The organism is Leclercia sp. LTM14 (assembly GCF_023736175.1).
GTDB classification, from domain to species: Bacteria; Pseudomonadota; Gammaproteobacteria; order Enterobacterales; family Enterobacteriaceae; genus Enterobacter; species Enterobacter barmai.
Map to the genome: position 1 here is coordinate 213,704 of NZ_JAIKTT010000001.1, position 19,090 is coordinate 232,793.

Genomic DNA, 19,090 nt, shown 5'->3' on the forward strand with positions numbered 1-19,090 from the left:
AAATTGTCTGTATATGCGCAAAATGTGGTGTCGAACACACGAAGTCACTCAGTTTCGTCTAAGGTTTTCAGGTGATTAATGGCAGCGGTCGCGCTGCCCGGAGAACCCAGGAGAACAACCATGATGAGACCTCAGCAGCACGCAGCACTGCGGCTGGCGATTGGCGGCATCCTGCTTGGGATTACTGCCTTCAGCTATGCGGACGAACCGTCCGGCGCAATGAAACAAGCCCCTGATATTCTGTTTGGTCCACTGTTTAACGACGTGCAAAGCGCCAAACTTTTCCCCGATCAGAAAACCTTTGCCGATGCCGTACCGAAAAACGATCCCCAGACGATCCTCGCCGACTACCACATGCAGCGTAAACAGTCCGGGTTCGATCTGCGCCACTTCGTGGAGATGAACTTCACCCTGCCGACCGAAAAAGAGAAATATGTGCCGCCAGCGGGTCAGACCCTGCGGGCCCATATCGACGGGCTGTGGCCGGTGCTGACGCGCACCACCTCCAGCGCCGGGAAGTGGGATTCGCTGCTGCCGCTGCCGCAACCTTACGTGGTGCCGGGCGGGCGCTTCCGTGAGATCTACTACTGGGACAGCTACTTCACCATGCTCGGGCTCGCGGAGAGCGGCCACTGGGACAAAGTCGCCAGCATGGTGGACAACTTCGCCTATGAGCTCAACAGCTGGGGCCACATCCCTAACGGCAACCGCAGCTACTACCTGAGCCGCTCCCAGCCGCCGTTCTTTGCCCTGATGGTCGAACTGCTGGCGACGCACGATAAAGACGCCCTGAAGAAGTACCGTCCGCAGATGGAAAAAGAGTATGCCTACTGGATGGAGGGGGTGGATGCCCTGCAGGCGGGCCAGGCCAGCCAGCGCGTAGTGAAGCTGGACGATGGCGCAGTGCTTAACCGCTACTGGGATAATCGCGATACGCCACGCCCGGAATCCTGGCTGGATGACATCAACACCGCGAAAAAATACCCCAGCCGCCCGGCGACCGAGATCTACCGGGATCTGCGCTCTGCCGCCGCTTCCGGCTGGGACTTCAGCTCGCGCTGGATGGACGATCCGCAGCAGCTGGGGACGATCCGCACCACCAGCATCGTGCCGGTGGATCTGAACGCCCTGATGTTCAAGATGGAGAAACTGCTGGCGAAGGCCAGCCAGGACGGGGGTGACAGCGAAGCCGCCAGCCGCTACGAGGGTCTGGCCGCCGATCGTCAGAAAGCGATGGAACGCTATCTGTGGAACGACAAACAGGGCTGGTACGCCGATTACGATCTGAAAAACAAACAGGTTCGCGATCAGCTGACCGCCGCGGCGCTGTTCCCGCTGTATGTCAATGCCGCCTCGCAGGAGCGCGCGGACAAAACGGCGAAGGCCGCTGAAGCCCAGCTGCTGAAAGCCGGGGGCATTTCGACCACCACCGTCAACAGCGGCCAGCAGTGGGATGCGCCTAACGGCTGGGCTCCGTTGCAGTGGGTGGCGACCGAAGGTTTGCAGAACTACGGCCATAAAAAAGTGGCGATGGACGTGACGTGGCGCTTCCTCACTAACGTTCAGCACACCTACGATCGCGAGCAGAAGCTGGTGGAGAAGTATGATGTCTCGACGACCGGCACCGGCGGCGGCGGTGGCGAATATCCATTGCAGGACGGCTTTGGCTGGACCAACGGCGTGACGCTGAAGATGCTGGATCTGGTTTGTCCGCAGGCCAATCCTTGCGACAAAGTGCCCGCCACGCAGCCCGCGGCCAATGATGCGTCGGTAAGCACGACGCCATCGACAACCAGTGACCAGCCAGCGGCCAATGATGAACCGGCAGACGCACAGAAAAGTGTCGGCCAGCAGTAACCTCCAGGCCGCCTGGCGGCGCTACGCTTGCCGGGCCTGGAAGGTCAAAGGCGACATGTAGGCCGGGTAAGGCGCAGCCGCCACCCGGCATGTTGCACCGGTGCAGGCCACAAAAAAACGGCTCTAAACAAGAGCCGTTTTATACGTTTCAGGCGCGTCGCACCATTCTGTAAACAAGTAGCACGATAATGGCACCCACCACAGCCACCAGAAAACTTTGCAGGTTAAATCCGGATACACTGCCGCCGATGCCAAACATCGTTGCCAGCCAGCCGCCGACAACCGCACCTACGACCCCAAGGATACAGGTCACAATAAAGCCGCCGCCATCACGTCCCGGCATGATGAATTTCGCGATAACGCCAGCAATCAGACCAAATACAATCCAGGCGATGATACCCATAGCAATGCCCTCTTGCAGAGTTAAGCCCGTGCGGAACACCGGCCCGCGCAGGTAATACTAAGTATAGGCAATAGCGGGAAAACCAGTTTTACTACACCGACTTAATTGCGGCTGAGGCGAAAAAAATAATTACCGGTTTGTATTAAGTTCCGCGCCAGCGTGCCGATAACGCATCCACAGACTGTCATCAATGAAGGAGCCCTGGGGCGTGAGTAATTACAGTGAGCAGTTCCTGAAAACGAATCCGCTGGCGGTGCTAGGTGTAATACGCGATCTGCAAAAAAATGACGTACCTGTCCGCATCAGCTGGGGCAGCAACCAGTTCATCAGCAAAGTTCTGGATGCGACCCCGGAGCGCCTGGTCATGGATTTGGGCAGTCAGGAGTATGAAAACCGCGCGGTGCTGCGCGCAGAAAACATCACCGTGGCCGCTGATACCCAGGGAGCGAAAGTCGAATTCGAACTGCCGCGCATTGAGCAGGGCAATTACCAGTCCCTGCCCGCCTTTATCACCTCCCTTCCGACATCGGTGTGGAGCATTCAGCGCCGGGAATATTTCCGTATCAGCGCCCCGCTGCATCCGGCCTACTTCTGCAAAGCCAAAATGCCGGACAAGAGCGTGATCCGTTTTCGTCTGCACGACCTGTCGCTCGGCGGCATGGGTGCGCTGATGGATACCGCCAAACCGGAAGGTCTGGTGGAAGGGATGCGTTTTTCGCAGATCGAACTGGATATGGGCGGCTGGGGTCGCTTCTTTTTCGATGCGCAGCTGATCACGGTGAGCGAGCGTAAAGTGGTGGATAGCAAAAACGAAACCATCACCACGCCGCGTCTGAGCTTCCGTTTTCTTAACGTCGGGCCAGGGCCGGAGCGCGAGCTGCAGCGGATCATCTACTCGCTGGAGCGCGAAGCGCGGGAACGTGCTAACAAAGTGCGTTGATCGCCACCGGGCAGCGCGACGCTGCCCGGCAGCCGATTACATGGCGTCCATCGCTTTCTGCACTTTCCAGATATAGCGCGGTGCCTGCGGTGCGGGGTGGTTATTGACGACATGCTCAAAGAACTCGTCTTTATCCATATCGTTGATTTCGGCTATCGCCTTTTTGCGATCCGACGAGAAGGTACGCAGCAGCGCGCCCGCGCCGTTTACGTACGAAACCACCAGCGCATACTGCATTACTTCCGGATCGTCGATTCCGTTCAGGATCCCGTGCTCCAGAATGCTCAGATAGGCGGTACCCATGGAGATATTGCGCTCCGGGTTTTTCAGCTCGCTGGTGGAGGGTTGCCCGCTCCAGCCCATGTGCCGGTAAACCTCGCGCCCGGCGGTGGAGGCTTTAAGCTGCATCAGGCCCACCGCGTTCGATTTACTGACCAGATTCGGGTTACCGCCCGACTCCACCGCAATGATGGCCGTCACCAGACGCGGACTGACGCCCCAGGCTTCACCGGCTTTTTCACTGATCGGCATCCACTGCATCGCCCGTTTAACCGGAACTTCCGGGTTCCATTCCGGCTTCTGGTAATCCTGCTTTGAACTGCATCCTGCAAGCAACACAATCAAAAAAGCAAACCATCTTAATTTCACGTCATCTGTCCTTATGGTCATTCATCGCTGTTACCCTATCCTCCGCTTGATGAAGGACGCGCTCAGGCGGCATGATATATACATTCAGCTTTATAAGTCAGCAAGGAAATGCCATGTCTCAGTTTCATCTCATCGCACCATCAGGTTACTGCATTAATCAGGAAGCGGCGCAACGGGGCGTGGCGCGATTAATGGAAGAGGGCCATCAGGTACAAAATCAGACGATTATACCCCGCCGCCAGCAGCGATTTGCCGGTACCGAGGCTGCGCGCCTGAATGATATCAACGCCCTCACCCACCTGCCCGGGGCCAACCAGATTGTGCTGGCGGTACGCGGCGGCTACGGTGCCAGCCGCTTGCTGGGGCAGATCGACTGGCAGGGGCTGGCGAAACGTCAGCAGCAGGACCCTTTGCTTATCTGCGGTCACAGTGATTTTACCGTGATCCAGCTGGGCCTGCTGGCGCTGCACAACGTCATCACCTTCAGCGGCCCGATGCTGGCGGGCAATTTCGGTGCGCCAGAACTGAACGCCTTCACTGTAGACCATTTCTGGCGGGCGCTGCGTAATTCTACCTACTCCGTCGAGTGGCAGGGCGATGGCCCGCAGTGCGAATGCGAAGGCCAGCTATGGGGCGGCAATCTGGCGATGGTGGTGTCACTCATCGGCACCCCATGGCTCCCCGCCATTGAGAACGGCATCCTGGTGCTGGAAGACATCAACGAACACCCGTTCCGCGTCGAACGTATGCTGCTCCAGCTGCTTCACGCGGGCATTCTCGACCGCCAGCGGGCGATTGTGCTCGGCAGCTTCAGCGGGGCAACTCCCAACGATTACGATGCCGGATACTCTCTTGCGACCATGATCGATTATCTGCGCGCCCGGGTGTCGGTGCCGATTATCAGCGGGCTCGATTTCGGCCATGAACAGCAAACCGTCACCCTGCCGATTGGCGCACAGGCGACGCTGGTTCATATATCAAGGGGAAGTTCTTTAACGTTGAGCGGTCATCCGGTGTTAAAGGCATAAAAAAAGCCCCTTAAACGCCCGATTTCCGCGCTGTGAGGGGCGTTAATATGTTAGGGTTTTAATAACAGTCACCACGTCGGGCAGGGAGTACGCAAACATTGGATGCCGCAGCAATAATCAGTCTTTTTATCCTGGGTTCAGTTCTTGTAACCTGCAGTATTTTATTGAGTTCATTTTCGTCACGTCTTGGCATCCCCATTCTGGTTATTTTCCTCGCCATCGGCATGCTGGCGGGGGTTGATGGCATCGGCGGTATTCCCTTCGATAATTACCCGTTTGCGTACATGATCAGTAACCTCGCCCTGGCGGTGATCCTGCTGGATGGCGGGATGCGCACCCAGGCCAGTTCGTTTCGCGTGGCGCTGGGACCGGCCCTGTCGCTGGCGACGGTCGGGGTGCTTATCACCTCCGGCCTGACCGGGATGATGGCGGCGTGGCTGTTTAAGTTGGACATTATGGAAGGGCTGCTGATTGGCGCGATTGTGGGCTCAACCGACGCCGCGGCGGTCTTCTCGCTGCTCGGCGGCAAAGGGCTGAACGAACGTGTCGGCTCGACGCTGGAGATTGAATCCGGCAGTAACGATCCGATGGCGGTGTTTCTGACCATCACCCTGATTGAGATGATCCAGCAGCATGAAACCGGTCTGAGCTGGATGTTCGCCTGGCACATCCTTCAGCAGTTTGGCTTAGGCATCATCATTGGCCTCGGCGGGGGCTATCTGCTGCAACAGATGATCAACCGTATTTCGCTCCCGGCGGGGCTCTATCCGCTGCTGGCGCTGAGCGGCGGGATTTTGATTTTCGCCCTCACCACGGCGATGGACGGCAGCGGCATTCTGGCGGTCTATCTGTGCGGCTTCCTGCTCGGCAATCGCCCTATCCGCAACCGCTTTGGCATTCTGCAAAACTTCGACGGCCTGGCGTGGCTGGCACAGATCGGCATGTTCCTGGTGCTGGGGCTGCTGGTGACGCCGTCGGATCTGCTGCCAATTGCCATTCCGGCGCTGCTGCTGTCACTGTGGATGATCTTCTTTGCCCGTCCGCTGTCGGTGTTTGCCGGTCTGCTGCCGTTCCGGGGCTTTAATCTGCGCGAGCGGGTGTTTATCAGCTGGGTGGGACTGCGCGGCGCGGTGCCTATCATCCTCGCGGTATTCCCGATGATGGCCGGGCTGGATAATTCCCGTCTGTTCTTCAACGTGGCGTTCTTCGTGGTGCTGGTGTCGCTGCTGTTCCAGGGCACGTCCCTGTCGTGGGCGGCGAAAAAGGCCCGCGTAGTGATCCCGCCGGTGGGCTGGCCGGTCTCCCGCGTCGGGCTGGATATTCACCCCGAAAATCCGTGGGAGCAGTTTGTTTATCAGCTCAGCGCCGATAAGTGGTGCGTGGGCGCCTCGCTGCGCGATCTGCATATGCCGGAAGAGACGCGCATTGCCGCCCTGTTTCGCGATAACGCCCTGCTGCACCCGACCGGCAGTACCCGGCTGCGCGAAGGGGATATTCTCTGCGTGATTGGCCGGGAGCATGACCTTCCTGCCCTCGGCAAGCTGTTCAGCCAGTCGCCGCCGGTGGCGCTGGATCAGCGCTTCTTCGGGGACTTTATTCTGGAAGCCAGCGCCAAATTCGCCGACGTGGCGTTGATCTACGGCCTGGAAGAGGGGCTGGAGTATCGCGATAACCAGCAGACGCTGGGCGAGATTGTGCAGAAGCTGCTGGGTGCCGCACCGGTCGTGGGTGACCAGGTGGAGTTCGCCGGGATGATCTGGACGGTGGCAGAGAAAGAAGATAACGCGGTGCTGAAGGTGGGTGTCCGCGTGGCGGAGGATGCTGAAGAGTAGGCCGGGTAAGCGTAAGCGCCACCCGGCGTTTGACTCCGGTGCTGATGCCGGGTGGCGGCTACGCCTTACCCGGCCTACAAAACTGCTTTTATATCGTAACCACCGGCACCCGCGGCGCTAGCGCGGTTAACAACTCATACCCGACGGTGCCCGCTGCGGCGGCAACGTCGTCAACTTTCACCTCGTTGCCCCACAGCTCAACCGGCGTACCGATCCCCGCCTGCGGGCACGGAGTCAGGTCAATCGCCAGCATATCCATCGACACGGTACCGACCGTGCCGGTACGCACGCCGTCCACCCATACCGGGGTACCGGACGGGGCAATGCGCGGATAGCCGTCGGCGTAGCCTCCGGCGACAATGCCGATCCGCTGCTCGCCCGGGGCGCGGTAGCGGCTGCCGTAGCCTACGGTATCCCCCGCCTTCAGGGTCTGAACGCCGATAATTTCGCTGCGCAGGGTCATCACCGGCTTCAGGCCGCTGTTGGCGATATCCTGCCACTGCCCGGACGGTGACGCGCCATACAGGACGATCCCCGGACGCACCCAGTCAAAATGCGCCTCCGGATGCCAGAGCGTCGCCGCCGAGTTAGAGAGCGAGCGCGGGCAATCCAGCCCCTCTGCCGCCTGCTCGATGCGCTTCATCGGTTCGGCAATGCCCTCCGGCTTTTCCGCATCGGCGAAATGGGCCATCAGGGTCATCTCCCCGACGTTCTTCAGCGCCCGCAGCTGTTGCCAGACGCTGTGAACGCGCTCCGGCTGGAAACCGAGACGGTTCATGCCGCTGTTCACTTTCAGATAAATATCGAGCGGGGCGTGGAGCCTGGCATTCTGGAGCGCCTTGACCTGCCAGTTGCTGTGCACGCTGGTGGTCAGGCGGTACTTATCAAACAGGGGCAGCTCATCTGCGTGGAAAAAGCCTTCGAGCATCAGGATCGGTCCTTTCCAGCCGCGCTCGCGCAGCAGGATCGCCTCTTCGAGATTGAGTAGCGCAAAACCATCAGTCGCGCTTAATGCACTCCAGACGCGATCCAGACCGTGGCCATAAGCGTTAGCTTTGACCACCGTCCAGACGCGTGAAGCTGGCGCAGCGCGACGGACAATTTGCAGGTTATCCTTCAGGGCCTGCAGATCCAGCTGAGCCAGAACGGGACGGGACATGACGACTCCTTGTTAGTTATGCGCGCCGTGTAAATGCTGTGGACGTGACGGCGTGAACCCCGGACGGTAGCGCGCAACGCTTAAATCATCGAACGGAATAGCGGGTGTGCGCCCGGAGATCAAATCACTGAGTAGCTGCCCTGAACCGCAGGCCATTGTCCAGCCCAGGGTACCGTGTCCGGTGTTCAGCCACAGGTTTTTAAACGGTGTCCGCCCGACTACCGGAGTGCCGTCCGGGGTCATTGGACGCAGCCCGGTCCAGAAGGTCGCCTGTTCAATAAAGCCGCCGCGCGGGAACAGGTCGCCAACGACCATCTCCAGCGTTTCCCGACGCGGTTGCAGCAGCTCAGTGTTAAAGCCGACGATTTCCGCCATTCCTCCCACGCGGATCCGGTTGTCAAAACGGGTGATCGCGATTTTGTATGTTTCATCAAGGATAGTTGAAACCGGGGCGCCGCTGTCCTCTTTCACCGGGATGGTGAGCGAATACCCCTTCAGCGGGTAGACCGGAATATCCACAATGCCTTTCAGCATGGCGGTGGAGTATGAGCCGAAGGCCATGACGTAAGCGTCGGCCTTGACCACTTCATCGCCACAGAGCACGCCGTAGATGTTATCCCCTTCATACAGCAGCTTATCGACGGCGGTGTTGTAGCGGAATTTGACGCCCGCCTGCTCTGCCATCTGTGCCAGATTCTGGGTAAAGAGCTGGCAGTCGCCGGTTTCGTCATTGGGCAGACGCAGACCGCCGGTCAGCTTGTGCGCCACCTCGGCGAGGGCCGGTTCCACCTGCGCCAGCTGGCTGGCTTCCAGCAGTTGATACGGGACGCCCGCGTCCTCGAGGACGGCGATATCACGGGTGGCGTTTTCGTACTGCTGGGCGGTACGGAACAGCTGCAGGGTGCCCCCCTGACGGCCTTCATACTGGATGCCGGTGGAGGCGCGCAGCGCTTTCAGGCAGTCGCGGCTGTACTCCGCCAGACGCACCATCCGCCCTTTGTTTTCCATATAGTGCGAGGTGTCGCAGTTGCGCAGCATCTGCCACATCCACTTGAGCTGGAACTGCGTGCCGTCGAGGCTGATCGCCAGCGGCGCATGGCGCTGGAACATCCACTTAATCGCCTTCAGCGGAACGCCCGGTGCCGCCCACGGCGCCGCGTAGCCCGGAGAGATTTGTCCGGCATTCGCAGCACTGGTCTCCAGTGCCGGACCCGGTTCCCGATCGATAACGGTCACATCGTGCCCGGCCTGACTTAAGTACCAGGCGCTGGTTACGCCAACGACGCCACTTCCCAGTATGACAACACGCATAGCCACTCCATTTATAAGCAAAAGAACAATCTTCTGGTTACATATTGATAACCCAGCTGAAAATATTATTCAACATAGGCATTTTTTATGGTGACTTACCTCACACCTTCCCCATATGACGGGGCTGGAGGGTATTTGGCATCTCCTGCTGCGCGGCATTTTTAACCAGCAGATTATGCTGTTGACCACCCCGTTTTCGCCATCGCCGCGACGGGAAATCGCAAAGAAAAAAAATAGCGTGCCAGCACGCTTTTGAATGCTGTGTTCTATGCTTGAAAAGAGGTTCTCCAGACAGAGAGAGCTACCAACAACGAGGGCGCGCTAATGGCTACTATTGATTCCATGAATAAGGACACCACACGTCTGAGCGATGGACCCGACTGGACATTCGAGCTGCTGGACACCTATCTGGCGGAAATTGATCGGGTGGCGAAACTCTACCGTCTGGACGCCTACCCCCATCAAATCGAAGTCATTACTTCTGAACAGATGATGGACGCTTACTCGAGCGTTGGGATGCCCATCAACTATACCCACTGGTCGTTTGGTAAAAAATTCATTGAGACCGAACGCCTGTATAAACACGGCCAGCAGGGGCTGGCGTATGAGATCGTCATCAACTCCAATCCGTGTATAGCCTACCTGATGGAAGAGAACACCATCACCATGCAGGCGCTGGTGATGGCGCACGCCTGCTACGGGCATAACTCGTTTTTCAAAAATAACTACCTGTTCCGCAGCTGGACCGACGCCAGTTCGATTGTCGATTACCTGATCTTCGCCCGGAACTACATCACCGAGTGTGAAGAGCGCTACGGGGTGGAAGAGGTTGAGAAGCTGCTGGACTCGTGCCACGCGTTGATGAACTACGGCGTGGATCGTTATAAACGTCCGCAGAAGATCTCCCTGCAGGAGGAGAAAGCCCGGCAGAAAAGCCGCGAGGAGTATCTGCAAAGCCAGGTGAATACGCTGTGGCGTACCCTGCCGAAACGGGAAGAGGAGAAAGCGGTGCCTGAAGCGCGCCGTTATCCCTCCGAGCCGCAGGAGAATTTGCTCTACTTTATGGAGAAGAACGCCCCGCTGCTGGAGCCGTGGCAGCGTGAGATCCTGCGCATCGTGCGTAAGGTGAGCCAGTACTTCTATCCGCAAAAACAGACCCAGGTGATGAACGAAGGCTGGGCGACCTTCTGGCACTACACCATCCTGAATCATCTGTACGATGAAGGCAAAGTGACCGAGCGCTTTATGCTGGAGTTCCTGCACAGCCACACTAACGTGGTGTTCCAGCCGCCTTACAACAGCCCGTGGTACAGCGGCATCAACCCGTACGCGCTGGGCTTTGCGATGTTCCAGGACATCAAGCGTATCTGTCAGAACCCGACGGAAGAGGATAAATACTGGTTCCCGGATATCGCCGGTTCCGACTGGCTGGAGACGCTGCACTTCGCGATGCGCGACTTCAAGGACGAGAGTTTTATCAGCCAGTTCCTGTCCCCGAAAGTGATGCGTGATTTCCGCCTGTTTACGGTGCTGGATGACGATCACAACAATTATCTGGAGATTTCAGCTATCCACAACGAAGAGGGATATCGCGAGATCCGCTCCCGCCTCTCGGCCCAGTACAACCTGAGCAATCTGGAACCGAATATTCAGGTCTGGAATGTGGATCTGCGCGGGGATCGCTCCCTGACGCTGCGCTATATCCCGCACAACCGCGCGCCGCTGGATAAGGGGCGCAAGGAAGTTCTGAAGCACGTGCACCGTCTGTGGGGTTTTGACATTATGCTGGAGCAGCAGAACGAGGATGGTAGCGTGGAGTTGCTGGAGCGCTGCCCGGCGAAGGGTAATATGTTGTAATTCGGTGCGGCCTGTTTGCCGGGTAAGCGAAGCGCCACCCGGCAAAAAAAACCTCTCAAGCGAGAGGTTTTTTATTTTAGCGTCCGTGAATTGCCAGATCGCCCGGGAGGGTTTTCTGCATCCGGTGCCAGATCTCGCCGCTTTCACGGCCGTAGCGACGTACGGTTTCATACACCTGGTCGTGCTGACCTTCAGAGCAGAGCTCGCTCAGCTTGTGGTAGAAACCCAGCGCCAGGCTGCGGGCTTCCGGGTTGGCGAAGTAGTGACGACCGATGCGGGTATAGAGCCCCTTCATGCCGTTGAGGATCAGGCCGTAAATCGGGTTACCGGAGGCAAACGCCAGCCCGCGGAAAACGTTGTAATCCAGCAGGGCAAAGGCGTCGGCGTGATCTTCTACCGCCGTGGCGCGGGCCAGGACCTCCAGCGCCTTATCAGGGTGCTGGCGGAACGCCGTACGGATAAAGATGGTGGCGATGTTGGTGCGCACGGAGAGCAGGTTGTCGATCAGCTGCGGCACGCTTTCGTGATCGAGGCGCGCCAGCGTCTCAAGAATATTCAGGCCCGACGTTTCCCAGAAGTTATTCACTTTGGTCGGTTTGCCGTGTTGGATCGTCAGCCAGCCGTCGCGGGCCAGTCTCTGCAACACTTCACGTAAGGTGGTACGTGTGACGCCAATCAGTTCAGAGAGTTCGCGTTCTGCGGGAAGGATCGAGCCTGGGGGAAAACGGTTATTCCAGATGCTCTCGATAATGTACTCTTCCGCGAAACCCGCCGGGCTTTGCGCCTTAATGACCATAGTGAGTTTTCCATTAACTGCTTTTTACAAAATTCACTCATCATACCAGAGGCTGGCAGAGGCAGATAGCGCAGCGAGGCGAGAAAAAAGGGATCGCCGTTTTATTTTTATCATTTAAAAAACATCCCCTGCGCTCCTCCACCGGCCTCATTTGCGTATACTTAGGACGTAATTATGTGACGGGCAAGGAAATCTGTTGTGGAAATGTCTTATCGTCGCGCCCTGTGGCGCAATTTTTTAGGCCAGTCTCCCGACTGGTACAAACTGACCCTGGTTGTCTTCCTGGTTCTTAACCCGCTTATCTTCATCATCAGCCCTTTCGCCGCAGGCTGGCTGCTGGTGGCGGAGTTTATCTTCACCCTCGCGATGGCGCTGAAGTGTTATCCCCTGCTGCCGGGCGGCCTGCTGGCCTTCGAGGCGGTGGTTATCGGCATGACCAGCGCAGAACACGTGAAAGAGGAGCTGGCGGCGAACCTCGAAGTGCTCCTGCTGCTGATGTTTATGGTGGCCGGGATCTACTTTATGAAGCAGCTGCTGCTGTTTATCTTTACCCGCCTGCTGCTGAGCATCCCCTCAAAAACTATGCTGTCGCTGGCCTTCTGCCTTGCAGCCGCGTTCCTGTCGGCCTTCCTCGATGCTCTGACCGTGGTCGCGGTGGTGATCAGCGTCGCCGTCGGTTTTTACGGGATTTATCACCGGGTGGCTTCGTCCCAGCCGGAAGCCGGCATGCAGGATGACAGCCACGTTGACGTCCATCAGCGCGACGTGCTGGAGCAGTTTCGCGCGTTTCTGCGTAGCCTGATGATGCATGCGGGCGTAGGTACGGCGCTGGGCGGCGTGATGACCATGGTTGGCGAACCGCAGAACCTGATCATCGCCAAAGCCGCGGGCTGGAATTTTGTTGAATTTTTCCTGCGCGTGGCGCCGGTCAGCGTGCCGGTGCTGGTGTGTGGCCTGTTCACCTGCTGGCTGGTGGAGAAGTGTAAATGGTTTGGTTACGGCACCCTGCTGCCGACCCAGGTGCGCGACGTGCTGCGCCGCTTCGACGACGAGAGCCGCAGCCAGCGGACCCGTCAGCAGCGGCTGGCGCTGATTTTCCAGGGCATCATTGGCGTCTGGCTGATTATTGCCCTGGCGTTTCATCTGGCGGAAGTGGGGCTGATTGGTCTGTCGGTGATTATTCTGGCCACCACCTTTAGCGGCGTGACGGATGAACACGCCATCGGCAAAGCCTTTACCGAAGCGCTGCCTTTTACCGCGCTGCTGGCGGTCTTTTTCGCGGTGGTGGCGGTAATTGTCGATCAGCATCTGTTTGCGCCGATTATTCACTTCGTACTGCAGGCTGAACCCGACGCCCAGCTGTCGCTGTTCTATCTGTTTAACGGCCTGCTGTCGGCCATCTCCGATAACGTGTTTGTCGGCTCGGTCTATATCAACGAAGCGAAAGCGGCAATGGAGAGCGGCGTGATAAACCGCGAGCAGTTTGAGATGCTGGCGGTGGCGATCAACACCGGCACCAACCTGCCTTCGGTGGCCACGCCAAACGGTCAGGCGGCTTTCCTGTTCTTACTGACCTCCACCCTCGCCCCGCTTATCCGCCTCTCTTATGGCCGGATGGTATGGATGGCGCTGCCTTATACCCTGGTATTAACCGCGGTCGGTTTGTTATGCGTCAAAATTACCCTCATTCCTTTTACCCAATGGATGCTGCAGGCGGGTATACTGGCGACGCATTAAGTCAGTCAGCCGGGCGATAATTCGCCCGGCTGCGCTTGTGCATGATAAATATCCGATTACGTTATATTTTGCGCGCTGAGGCTGGCGCGCAAATTGTTTTCGTTTACACTGCGCTTTCTATACCTGTTCCAGGGAAATGATTATGTTGAAATTTTTGAACCAGTGCTCGCGCGGACGCGGGGCGTGGTTGCTGTTGGCCCTGACCGCCTTCGCGTTAGAAATGGTGGCATTGTGGTTCCAGCACGTGATGATGCTGAAGCCATGCGTGCTGTGTATCTACGAACGCTGCGCGCTGTTTGGCGTGATGGGCGCGGGTCTGGTGGGCGCTATCGCCCCGAAAAGCCCGCTGCGCTATGGCGCCATCGCCCTCTGGCTCTACAGCGCCGGTAAAGGCCTGCAGCTCGCCTGGGAGCACACCATGATTCAGCTGCACCCCTCCCCGTTCCAGACCTGTGATTTTGCCGCCAGCTTCCCGAGCTGGCTGCCGCTGGACAAGTGGCTGCCGCAGGTGTTCGTGGCTACCGGTGACTGCGCCGTACGTCAGTGGGAATTCCTGACCCTCGAGATGCCGCAGTGGCTGGTGGGGATTTTTGCCGCCTACCTGGTCGTGGCGCTGCTGGTGTTGATTGCCCAGCCGTTTAAACCGAAAAAACGCGATTTGTTTGGTAGGTAAAAGCAAAACGGCAACCCTGGGGGTTGCCGTTTTTAATGTTTGCGCCCTCTCCCCGTGGGAGAGGGTTGGGGTGAGGGCATCAGGCCGCACTAATAAAAAACCCGCCTCGGCGGGTTTTTTATTATGCGCGGTTTGGGTGATTCAATATGTGGTCTTCCCAGTCCCGCACCTCTGACTCCTTCACCGCGATATGACGTACGGAGATCCGCTCGCCGTGCATCGCCGCTTTCGAGCCGGTCAGCAGGGGGTGCCACTTCGGCAAATCTTTACCCTCCGCCAGCAGACGGTAGGCGCAGGTCGGCGGCAGCCATTCAAAGGTCGGAAGGTTGTCGCGGGTCAGCTTGATGCAGTCCGGCTCCAGCTCGAAACGACGCTCGTAGTTACGGCACTGGCAGGTTTTGATGTTCAGCTGGTTACAGGCGACGTTGGTGAAATAGATTTCGTCCGAGTCTTCATCCATCAGCTTGTGCAGGCAGCACTGCCCGCAACCGTCGCACAGCGATTCCCACTCGGCGTCGGTCATGTTGTCGAGAGTTTTGCTTTGCCAGAAAGGGATTTCGCTCATAAGGATGTCCACACGTCAAAAGAAAGCGCACCTTATAACCAGTCTGGCATCTTGATGCAAGTTTTGCCGCCCTTTTAAGGCGGCAAGCGGGGATTACAGCACGCGGGTTTTCAGTGACAGGCCGTTGACGGAGAGCTCCAGCTCATCGCCACCGTTCAGCGGGCCTACCCCTTCCGGGGTGCCGGTGAGGATCACATCGCCCGGTTTCAGGGTGAAGTAACGGCTCATGTAGGCAATCAGCGGCACGATTTTGTGGATCATGTCGGACGTAGAACCCTGCTGACGCACTTCGCCGTTAATTTTCAGCCTCAGGGTGGTGTTCTGCGGATCGTCCTGGAATTCAGACACCGGTACGAAGCCGGAGATTGGACAGGAGTTATCAAAACCCTTGGCTTTCTCCCACGGCTGACCCGCTTTTTTCATTTTGCCCTGCACCTCGCGCAGGGTCAGGTCCAGCGCCACACCATAACCGGCAATTGCTTTCTGCACATGATCTTCAGAAGCCTGGCGCAGCGTAGCGCCAATCAGCACCGCCAGTTCCACTTCGTGGTGAACCGAACCCAGCCCCTGCGGGATCGCCAGCGGCTGGCGAATATCACAGAGGGCGGTTTCCGGTTTAATAAACAGCACCGGCTCGTCCGGAACCGCACTGCCCATTTCCTGAATATGCTTCGCGTAATTACTGCCGACGCAGACGACTTTGCTTACCGGATAATCCAGCAAGGCGCCTTGCCAGTTATGATGCTGATACATAATGAGCCCCTAAAAGGTTAATGTAACGCTGACAGATAATTCTTAAACTATTTTTTTCCCTGCGCCTCAAGATGCTGTTTAAGTAAATTCTCTTGCGGCGGAGGGAGTTGTAAATAATAGCCCTGTTCGGCTAACGCGCTTTTCACTTTTTCCAGATCGGCGTTCTTCAGCTGCTTGCGCCCGTCGAGCGGCATCAGCATCACCATTTGCGGCTTTCCGAAGGTCTTCATCAGTGCCTCAGGCACGCGGGAAAAATCGTCCTTTTTTTCGACATAGAGATAGGTCTGGTCGCGTTGGGTACTTCTGTAGATCACACAAAACATATATTTACTCAGAATTAACGGGGAGGGTGACTTGCCTCAATATAGTTGTGACTATAACATGCCTGATACTCTTCGGAATATCACGACGCACACGCCGTGGTAAAAAGCAAATTGAGTAAGGCCAGGATGTCAAACACGCCAATCGAGCTTAAAGGCAGTAGTTTCACCTTATCAGTGGTTCATTTGCATGAAGCAAAACCCGAGGTTATTCGTCAGGCGTTAGAAGACAAAATCGCCCAGGCGCCCGCATTTCTTAAACATGCGCCCGTCGTCATTAACGTAAGCGACCTCGAAGCGCCGATTAACTGGCAGCAGTTGCAGCAGGCAGTGTTAGCCACCGGCCTGCGGATTGTTGGCATCAGCGGCTGCAAAGATGCCGCACTGAAAGCCGAAATTGACGAGGCGGGTCTTCCGCTGCTCACCGAAGGCAAAGATAAAGCCCCACGCGCCGAGCCCCCTGCCCCGCCTGAACTCCCTGTTACACCCGTCACAAAAACGCGCTTGATCGATCTGCCGGTACGTTCCGGTCAGCGTATTTATGCGCCAAACTGTGACCTTATTGTAACTAACCACGTCAGCGCTGGTGCAGAACTTATCGCCGATGGCAATATTCATATCTATGGCTCAATGCGGGGTCGCGCGCTGGCGGGTGCCAGCGGCGATCGCGATGCGCAAATTTTTTGTACCCATCTGGAGGCGGAGCTGGTCTCCATCGCAGGTGTTTACTGGCTGAGCGATAACATCCCGGCCGAATTTTCTGGTAAAGCCGCTCGTCTGCGTCTGGCAGACAACGCTTTGACCGTTCAACCGTTGAATTGATCCCTTTTTAACAAGGAATTTCTATGGCACGCATTATTGTTGTTACTTCGGGTAAAGGAGGCGTTGGCAAGACCACCTCCAGCGCGGCCATCGCTACTGGTTTGGCCCAGAAGGGAAAGAAAACTGTCGTTATCGACTTCGATATCGGCCTGCGTAACCTCGACCTGATTATGGGTTGCGAGCGCCGCGTGGTGTACGATTTCGTGAACGTGATTCAGGGTGATGCCACGCTGAATCAGGCAATGATCAAAGATAAGCGTACCGACAACCTCTATATTCTCCCCGCTTCCCAGACACGCGACAAAGACGCGCTGACGCGCGAAGGCGTGGAAAAAGTGCTCGATGAGCTGAAAAAAATGGACTTCGATTTCGTGGTCTGTGATTCACCTGCGGGCATCGAAACCGGTGCGCTGATGGCGCTCTACTTCGCCGATGAAGCGATCATCACCACCAACCCTGAAGTCTCTTCCGTGCGCGACTCCGACCGTATTCTGGGGATCCTCGCTTCAAAATCCCGTCGCGCAGAGAATGGCGAAGAGCCGATTAAAGAGCACCTGCTGCTGACCCGTTATAATCCGGGTCGCGTCAATAAAGGTGATATGCTGAGTATGGAAGACGTGCTGGAGATCCTGCGCATCAAACTGGTTGGCGTTATCCCGGAAGATCAATCCGTGCTGCGCGCCTCTAACCAGGGTGAACCGGTTATCCTCGACGCTAACGCAGACGCCGGTAAAGCGTATGCGGACACGGTAGATCGTCTGCTCGGAGAAGAACGTCCTTTCCGCTTCATAGAAGAAGAGAAGAAAGGTTTCCTCAAACGCCTGTTCGGAGGATAAGTTATGGCATTACTGGACTTTTTTCTCTCGCGGAAAAAAAGCACCGCCAACATCGCAAAAGAACGACTGCAGATCATCGTCGCGGAACGCCGCCGCAGCGATGCAGAACCGCATTACCTGCCGCAGCTGCGCAAAGACATCCTGGAAGTGATTTGTAAGTATGTGCAGATCGACCCGGAGATGGTGACCGTACAGCTGGAGCAAAAGGACGGGGATATCTCGATTCTGGAGCTCAACGTGACCCTGCCGGAAGCGGAAGAGTCGCGTTCATAACGGCATTGCCGGGCGGCGCGATGCTTGCCCGGCCTACATTTGTAGCCCCGGCAAGCGCAGCGCCGCCGGGGAATTCACCCTTTACTGCGGATACTCTTCCAGCAGCGCATTCAGGCGTTCTGCCATTAACTCCCCGCGCCATCCGGCAATCAGTTCCGGCGTGCCGTTTTGCGGTTTCAGCTTCCAGTGGGCGTTCAGCAGCTGGTTAATCTGACGGCGTGAAGCCAGCAGCTCGGCGCTGACTTTGCTCTCCGTTGCCACTTCCTGGACCAGGGCTTTGATTGCCTTGAAGGCTTTGCGATAGCCCGGCATATCCATCAGGTTCAACAGCGGCTCCGGCAACGCCTCTTCCGGCAACTCCTGAGCTTTCGCCACCAGCGCCAGCAGGGTTTTACCGTGGAAACGGATCTCCGAACCCGAAATCCCGATGCTGTCCAGTTCCCCCAAACTGCCCGGCATGTAACGCGCCACGGCCCACAGATGCTCCTCACGCACCACAAAGTTCACCGCCAGATCGCGCTCGCGGGCCTTGCGCAGACGCCAGTCGGCCAGCAGCTGCAGGCAGGCCAGCTGACGGGTGCGCAGCTGCGAGGCGTTGCTGATATCACGCCAGGCCTCTTTCGGATCGGTGACTTCCTTACGACGCAGCTGCGTCATCCGGCACTCGTTCAGGGCCGCAGGCAGCCAGCCGGAGGCTTCGGCCTCTTTCATCAGCTGACCAGCAATCGGCAGGAGATAGAACACATCCGCCGCCGCGTAGTCGAGCTGACGTTCGGTCAGCGGGCGCGCCAGCCAGTCGGTGCGGGATTCGCTCTTGTCGATAGCAAGGCCGGTATACTCCTCCACCATGGCGGCAAAGCCCCATGACAGCGGACGCCCGGCAAAGGCGGCGAGGATCTGGGTATCGATCAGCGGCTCCGGCATGATGCCGAAGGTGTTGAGGAAAACTTCCAGATCTTCACTCCCGGCGTGCAGATATTTGGTGATGGCGGTATCCAGCAGCAGCTCGCGCATCGGCGTCCAGTCGGTGATCCCCAGCGGGTCGATAAGCGATACCTTTTTGCCGTCATACAGCTGGATCAGACCCAACTGCGGATAATAAGTGCGGGTACGAACAAACTCGGTATCCAGCGCGATGGCGTCTGCATCGCGGGTAACATCGCACAGCGAAGCCAGTTCGTCGTTGGTGGTGATCATCTGGTAGTTCAAATCATATTCTCTTTGGTTTGCGCCCATAAAAAAACGCTGGCCAGGCCAGCGTTTCTGGGTGACTAACACGA

19 protein-coding genes are annotated in these 19,090 nt (G+C 57.5%); 10 read left to right on the top strand and 9 right to left on the bottom strand.

Annotation, left to right across the window (positions count from 1 at the left end; translation table 11 throughout):
* The first annotated feature begins 120 nt into the window (after nt 1-120).
* Entirely contained in the window at nt 121-1,857 is a 1,737-nt protein-coding gene (gene treA, locus K5I40_RS01000) for an alpha,alpha-trehalase TreA (protein ID WP_223073880.1), read from the top strand.
* Nucleotides 1,858-2,005: 148 nt separating this feature from the next.
* On the opposite strand, the gene K5I40_RS01005 is transcribed toward treA, so the two are convergent.
* A complete protein-coding gene (locus K5I40_RS01005; RefSeq protein WP_039030762.1) occupies nt 2,006-2,260 on the bottom strand; it encodes a GlsB/YeaQ/YmgE family stress response membrane protein in 255 nt (84 codons plus the stop codon).
* 208 nt (nt 2,261-2,468) lie between these two features.
* On the opposite strand from K5I40_RS01005, the gene K5I40_RS01010 reads away from it, so the two are divergent.
* Entirely contained in the window at nt 2,469-3,200 is a 732-nt protein-coding gene (locus K5I40_RS01010; protein ID WP_223073879.1) for a flagellar brake protein, read from the top strand.
* Between the two features lie 36 nt (nt 3,201-3,236).
* On the opposite strand, the gene emtA is transcribed toward K5I40_RS01010, so the two are convergent.
* The gene (emtA, locus tag K5I40_RS01015) at nt 3,237-3,848 is read right to left on the bottom strand and encodes a membrane-bound lytic murein transglycosylase EmtA (protein ID WP_039030763.1); all 612 of its coding nucleotides are present in this window, start codon (nt 3,846-3,848) and stop codon (nt 3,237-3,239) included.
* A gap of 113 nt (nt 3,849-3,961) precedes the next feature.
* Here emtA and ldcA point away from each other — a divergent pair, with 113 nt between their 5' ends.
* Nucleotides 3,962-4,876, top strand: a complete 915-nt coding sequence (ldcA, locus tag K5I40_RS01020) for a muramoyltetrapeptide carboxypeptidase (protein ID WP_223073878.1) — start codon at nt 3,962-3,964, stop codon at nt 4,874-4,876.
* 98 nt (nt 4,877-4,974) lie between these two features.
* The gene (locus K5I40_RS01025; RefSeq protein WP_039030765.1) at nt 4,975-6,708 is read left to right on the top strand and encodes a potassium/proton antiporter; all 1,734 of its coding nucleotides are present in this window, start codon (nt 4,975-4,977) and stop codon (nt 6,706-6,708) included.
* 88 nt (nt 6,709-6,796) lie between these two features.
* Here the strand turns inward: K5I40_RS01025 and dadX are convergent, their stop codons facing one another.
* Nucleotides 6,797-7,867 (bottom strand): catabolic alanine racemase DadX, encoded by a 1,071-nt coding sequence (gene dadX / locus K5I40_RS01030; RefSeq protein ID WP_039030766.1) that lies wholly within the window; start codon nt 7,865-7,867, stop codon nt 6,797-6,799.
* 12 nt (nt 7,868-7,879) lie between these two features.
* Nucleotides 7,880-9,178, bottom strand: a complete 1,299-nt coding sequence (locus K5I40_RS01035) for a D-amino acid dehydrogenase (RefSeq protein WP_039030767.1) — start codon at nt 9,176-9,178, stop codon at nt 7,880-7,882.
* 324 nt (nt 9,179-9,502) lie between these two features.
* On the opposite strand from K5I40_RS01035, the gene K5I40_RS01040 reads away from it, so the two are divergent.
* Complete coding sequence (locus tag K5I40_RS01040) at nt 9,503-11,035, top strand: SpoVR family protein (protein WP_039030768.1); 1,533 nt, start codon at nt 9,503-9,505, stop codon at nt 11,033-11,035.
* A 76-nt stretch (nt 11,036-11,111) separates the two neighbouring features.
* Here the strand turns inward: K5I40_RS01040 and fadR are convergent, their stop codons facing one another.
* Nucleotides 11,112-11,831 (bottom strand): fatty acid metabolism transcriptional regulator FadR, encoded by a 720-nt coding sequence (gene fadR / locus K5I40_RS01045; RefSeq protein ID WP_039030769.1) that lies wholly within the window; start codon nt 11,829-11,831, stop codon nt 11,112-11,114.
* 198 nt (nt 11,832-12,029) lie between these two features.
* Here fadR and nhaB point away from each other — a divergent pair, with 198 nt between their 5' ends.
* Nucleotides 12,030-13,568 (top strand): sodium/proton antiporter NhaB, encoded by a 1,539-nt coding sequence (nhaB, locus tag K5I40_RS01050; RefSeq protein ID WP_039030770.1) that lies wholly within the window; start codon nt 12,030-12,032, stop codon nt 13,566-13,568.
* Nucleotides 13,569-13,710: 142 nt separating this feature from the next.
* Nucleotides 13,711-14,241: a disulfide bond formation protein DsbB gene (gene dsbB, locus K5I40_RS01055; protein ID WP_139565389.1), complete on the top strand. Its 531-nt coding sequence runs from the start codon at nt 13,711-13,713 to the stop codon at nt 14,239-14,241.
* A 121-nt stretch (nt 14,242-14,362) separates the two neighbouring features.
* On the opposite strand, the gene K5I40_RS01060 is transcribed toward dsbB, so the two are convergent.
* From K5I40_RS01060 to K5I40_RS01070, 3 genes are all read right to left on the bottom strand, one after another.
* Nucleotides 14,363-14,806 (bottom strand): YcgN family cysteine cluster protein, encoded by a 444-nt coding sequence (locus K5I40_RS01060; RefSeq protein ID WP_039030772.1) that lies wholly within the window; start codon nt 14,804-14,806, stop codon nt 14,363-14,365.
* Nucleotides 14,807-14,899: 93 nt separating this feature from the next.
* Nucleotides 14,900-15,559: a fumarylacetoacetate hydrolase family protein gene (locus tag K5I40_RS01065; protein WP_223073877.1), complete on the bottom strand. Its 660-nt coding sequence runs from the start codon at nt 15,557-15,559 to the stop codon at nt 14,900-14,902.
* Between the two features lie 47 nt (nt 15,560-15,606).
* Complete coding sequence (locus K5I40_RS01070; RefSeq protein ID WP_139565391.1) at nt 15,607-15,882, bottom strand: YcgL domain-containing protein; 276 nt, start codon at nt 15,880-15,882, stop codon at nt 15,607-15,609.
* Nucleotides 15,883-16,008: 126 nt separating this feature from the next.
* Between K5I40_RS01070 and minC the strand changes: the two genes are divergently transcribed.
* From minC to minE, 3 genes are read left to right on the top strand one after another with little or no spacing between them, the layout of a single operon-like run.
* The gene (minC, locus tag K5I40_RS01075) at nt 16,009-16,701 is read left to right on the top strand and encodes a septum site-determining protein MinC (protein ID WP_039030775.1); all 693 of its coding nucleotides are present in this window, start codon (nt 16,009-16,011) and stop codon (nt 16,699-16,701) included.
* Between the two features lie 23 nt (nt 16,702-16,724).
* A complete protein-coding gene (minD, locus tag K5I40_RS01080) occupies nt 16,725-17,537 on the top strand; it encodes a septum site-determining protein MinD (protein ID WP_032611473.1) in 813 nt (270 codons plus the stop codon).
* Nucleotides 17,538-17,540: 3 nt separating this feature from the next.
* Nucleotides 17,541-17,810: a cell division topological specificity factor MinE gene (gene minE, locus K5I40_RS01085; RefSeq protein ID WP_032611475.1), complete on the top strand. Its 270-nt coding sequence runs from the start codon at nt 17,541-17,543 to the stop codon at nt 17,808-17,810.
* Nucleotides 17,811-17,891: 81 nt separating this feature from the next.
* On the opposite strand, the gene rnd is transcribed toward minE, so the two are convergent.
* Nucleotides 17,892-19,019 carry a ribonuclease D gene (gene rnd / locus K5I40_RS01090; protein WP_223074000.1) on the bottom strand — a complete coding sequence of 376 codons (1,128 nt, stop codon included), beginning with the start codon at nt 19,017-19,019 and terminating at the stop codon, nt 17,892-17,894.
* Nucleotides 19,020-19,090 lie beyond the last annotated feature (71 nt).

Excerpts from the sequence above, each read along its gene's own strand:
- minC (WP_039030775.1), top strand. The coding sequence starts at position 16,009 with ATGTCAAACACGCCAATCGAGCTTAAAGGCAGTAGTTTCACCTTATCA.
- minD (WP_032611473.1), top strand. The coding sequence starts at position 16,725 with ATGGCACGCATTATTGTTGTTACTTCGGGTAAAGGAGGCGTTGGCAAG.
- K5I40_RS01065 (WP_223073877.1), bottom strand. The coding sequence starts at position 15,559 with ATGTATCAGCATCATAACTGGCAAGGCGCCTTGCTGGATTATCCGGTA.
- minE (WP_032611475.1), top strand. The coding sequence starts at position 17,541 with ATGGCATTACTGGACTTTTTTCTCTCGCGGAAAAAAAGCACCGCCAAC.
- treA (WP_223073880.1), top strand. The coding sequence starts at position 121 with ATGATGAGACCTCAGCAGCACGCAGCACTGCGGCTGGCGATTGGCGGC.
- K5I40_RS01035 (WP_039030767.1), bottom strand. The coding sequence starts at position 9,178 with ATGCGTGTTGTCATACTGGGAAGTGGCGTCGTTGGCGTAACCAGCGCC.
- K5I40_RS01005 (WP_039030762.1), bottom strand. The coding sequence starts at position 2,260 with ATGGGTATCATCGCCTGGATTGTATTTGGTCTGATTGCTGGCGTTATC.
- K5I40_RS01040 (WP_039030768.1), top strand. The coding sequence starts at position 9,503 with ATGGCTACTATTGATTCCATGAATAAGGACACCACACGTCTGAGCGAT.
- K5I40_RS01060 (WP_039030772.1), bottom strand. The coding sequence starts at position 14,806 with ATGAGCGAAATCCCTTTCTGGCAAAGCAAAACTCTCGACAACATGACC.
- K5I40_RS01070 (WP_139565391.1), bottom strand. The coding sequence starts at position 15,882 with ATGTTTTGTGTGATCTACAGAAGTACCCAACGCGACCAGACCTATCTC.
- ldcA (WP_223073878.1), top strand. The coding sequence starts at position 3,962 with ATGTCTCAGTTTCATCTCATCGCACCATCAGGTTACTGCATTAATCAG.
- dadX (WP_039030766.1), bottom strand. The coding sequence starts at position 7,867 with ATGTCCCGTCCCGTTCTGGCTCAGCTGGATCTGCAGGCCCTGAAGGAT.
- dsbB (WP_139565389.1), top strand. The coding sequence starts at position 13,711 with ATGTTGAAATTTTTGAACCAGTGCTCGCGCGGACGCGGGGCGTGGTTG.
- fadR (WP_039030769.1), bottom strand. The coding sequence starts at position 11,831 with ATGGTCATTAAGGCGCAAAGCCCGGCGGGTTTCGCGGAAGAGTACATT.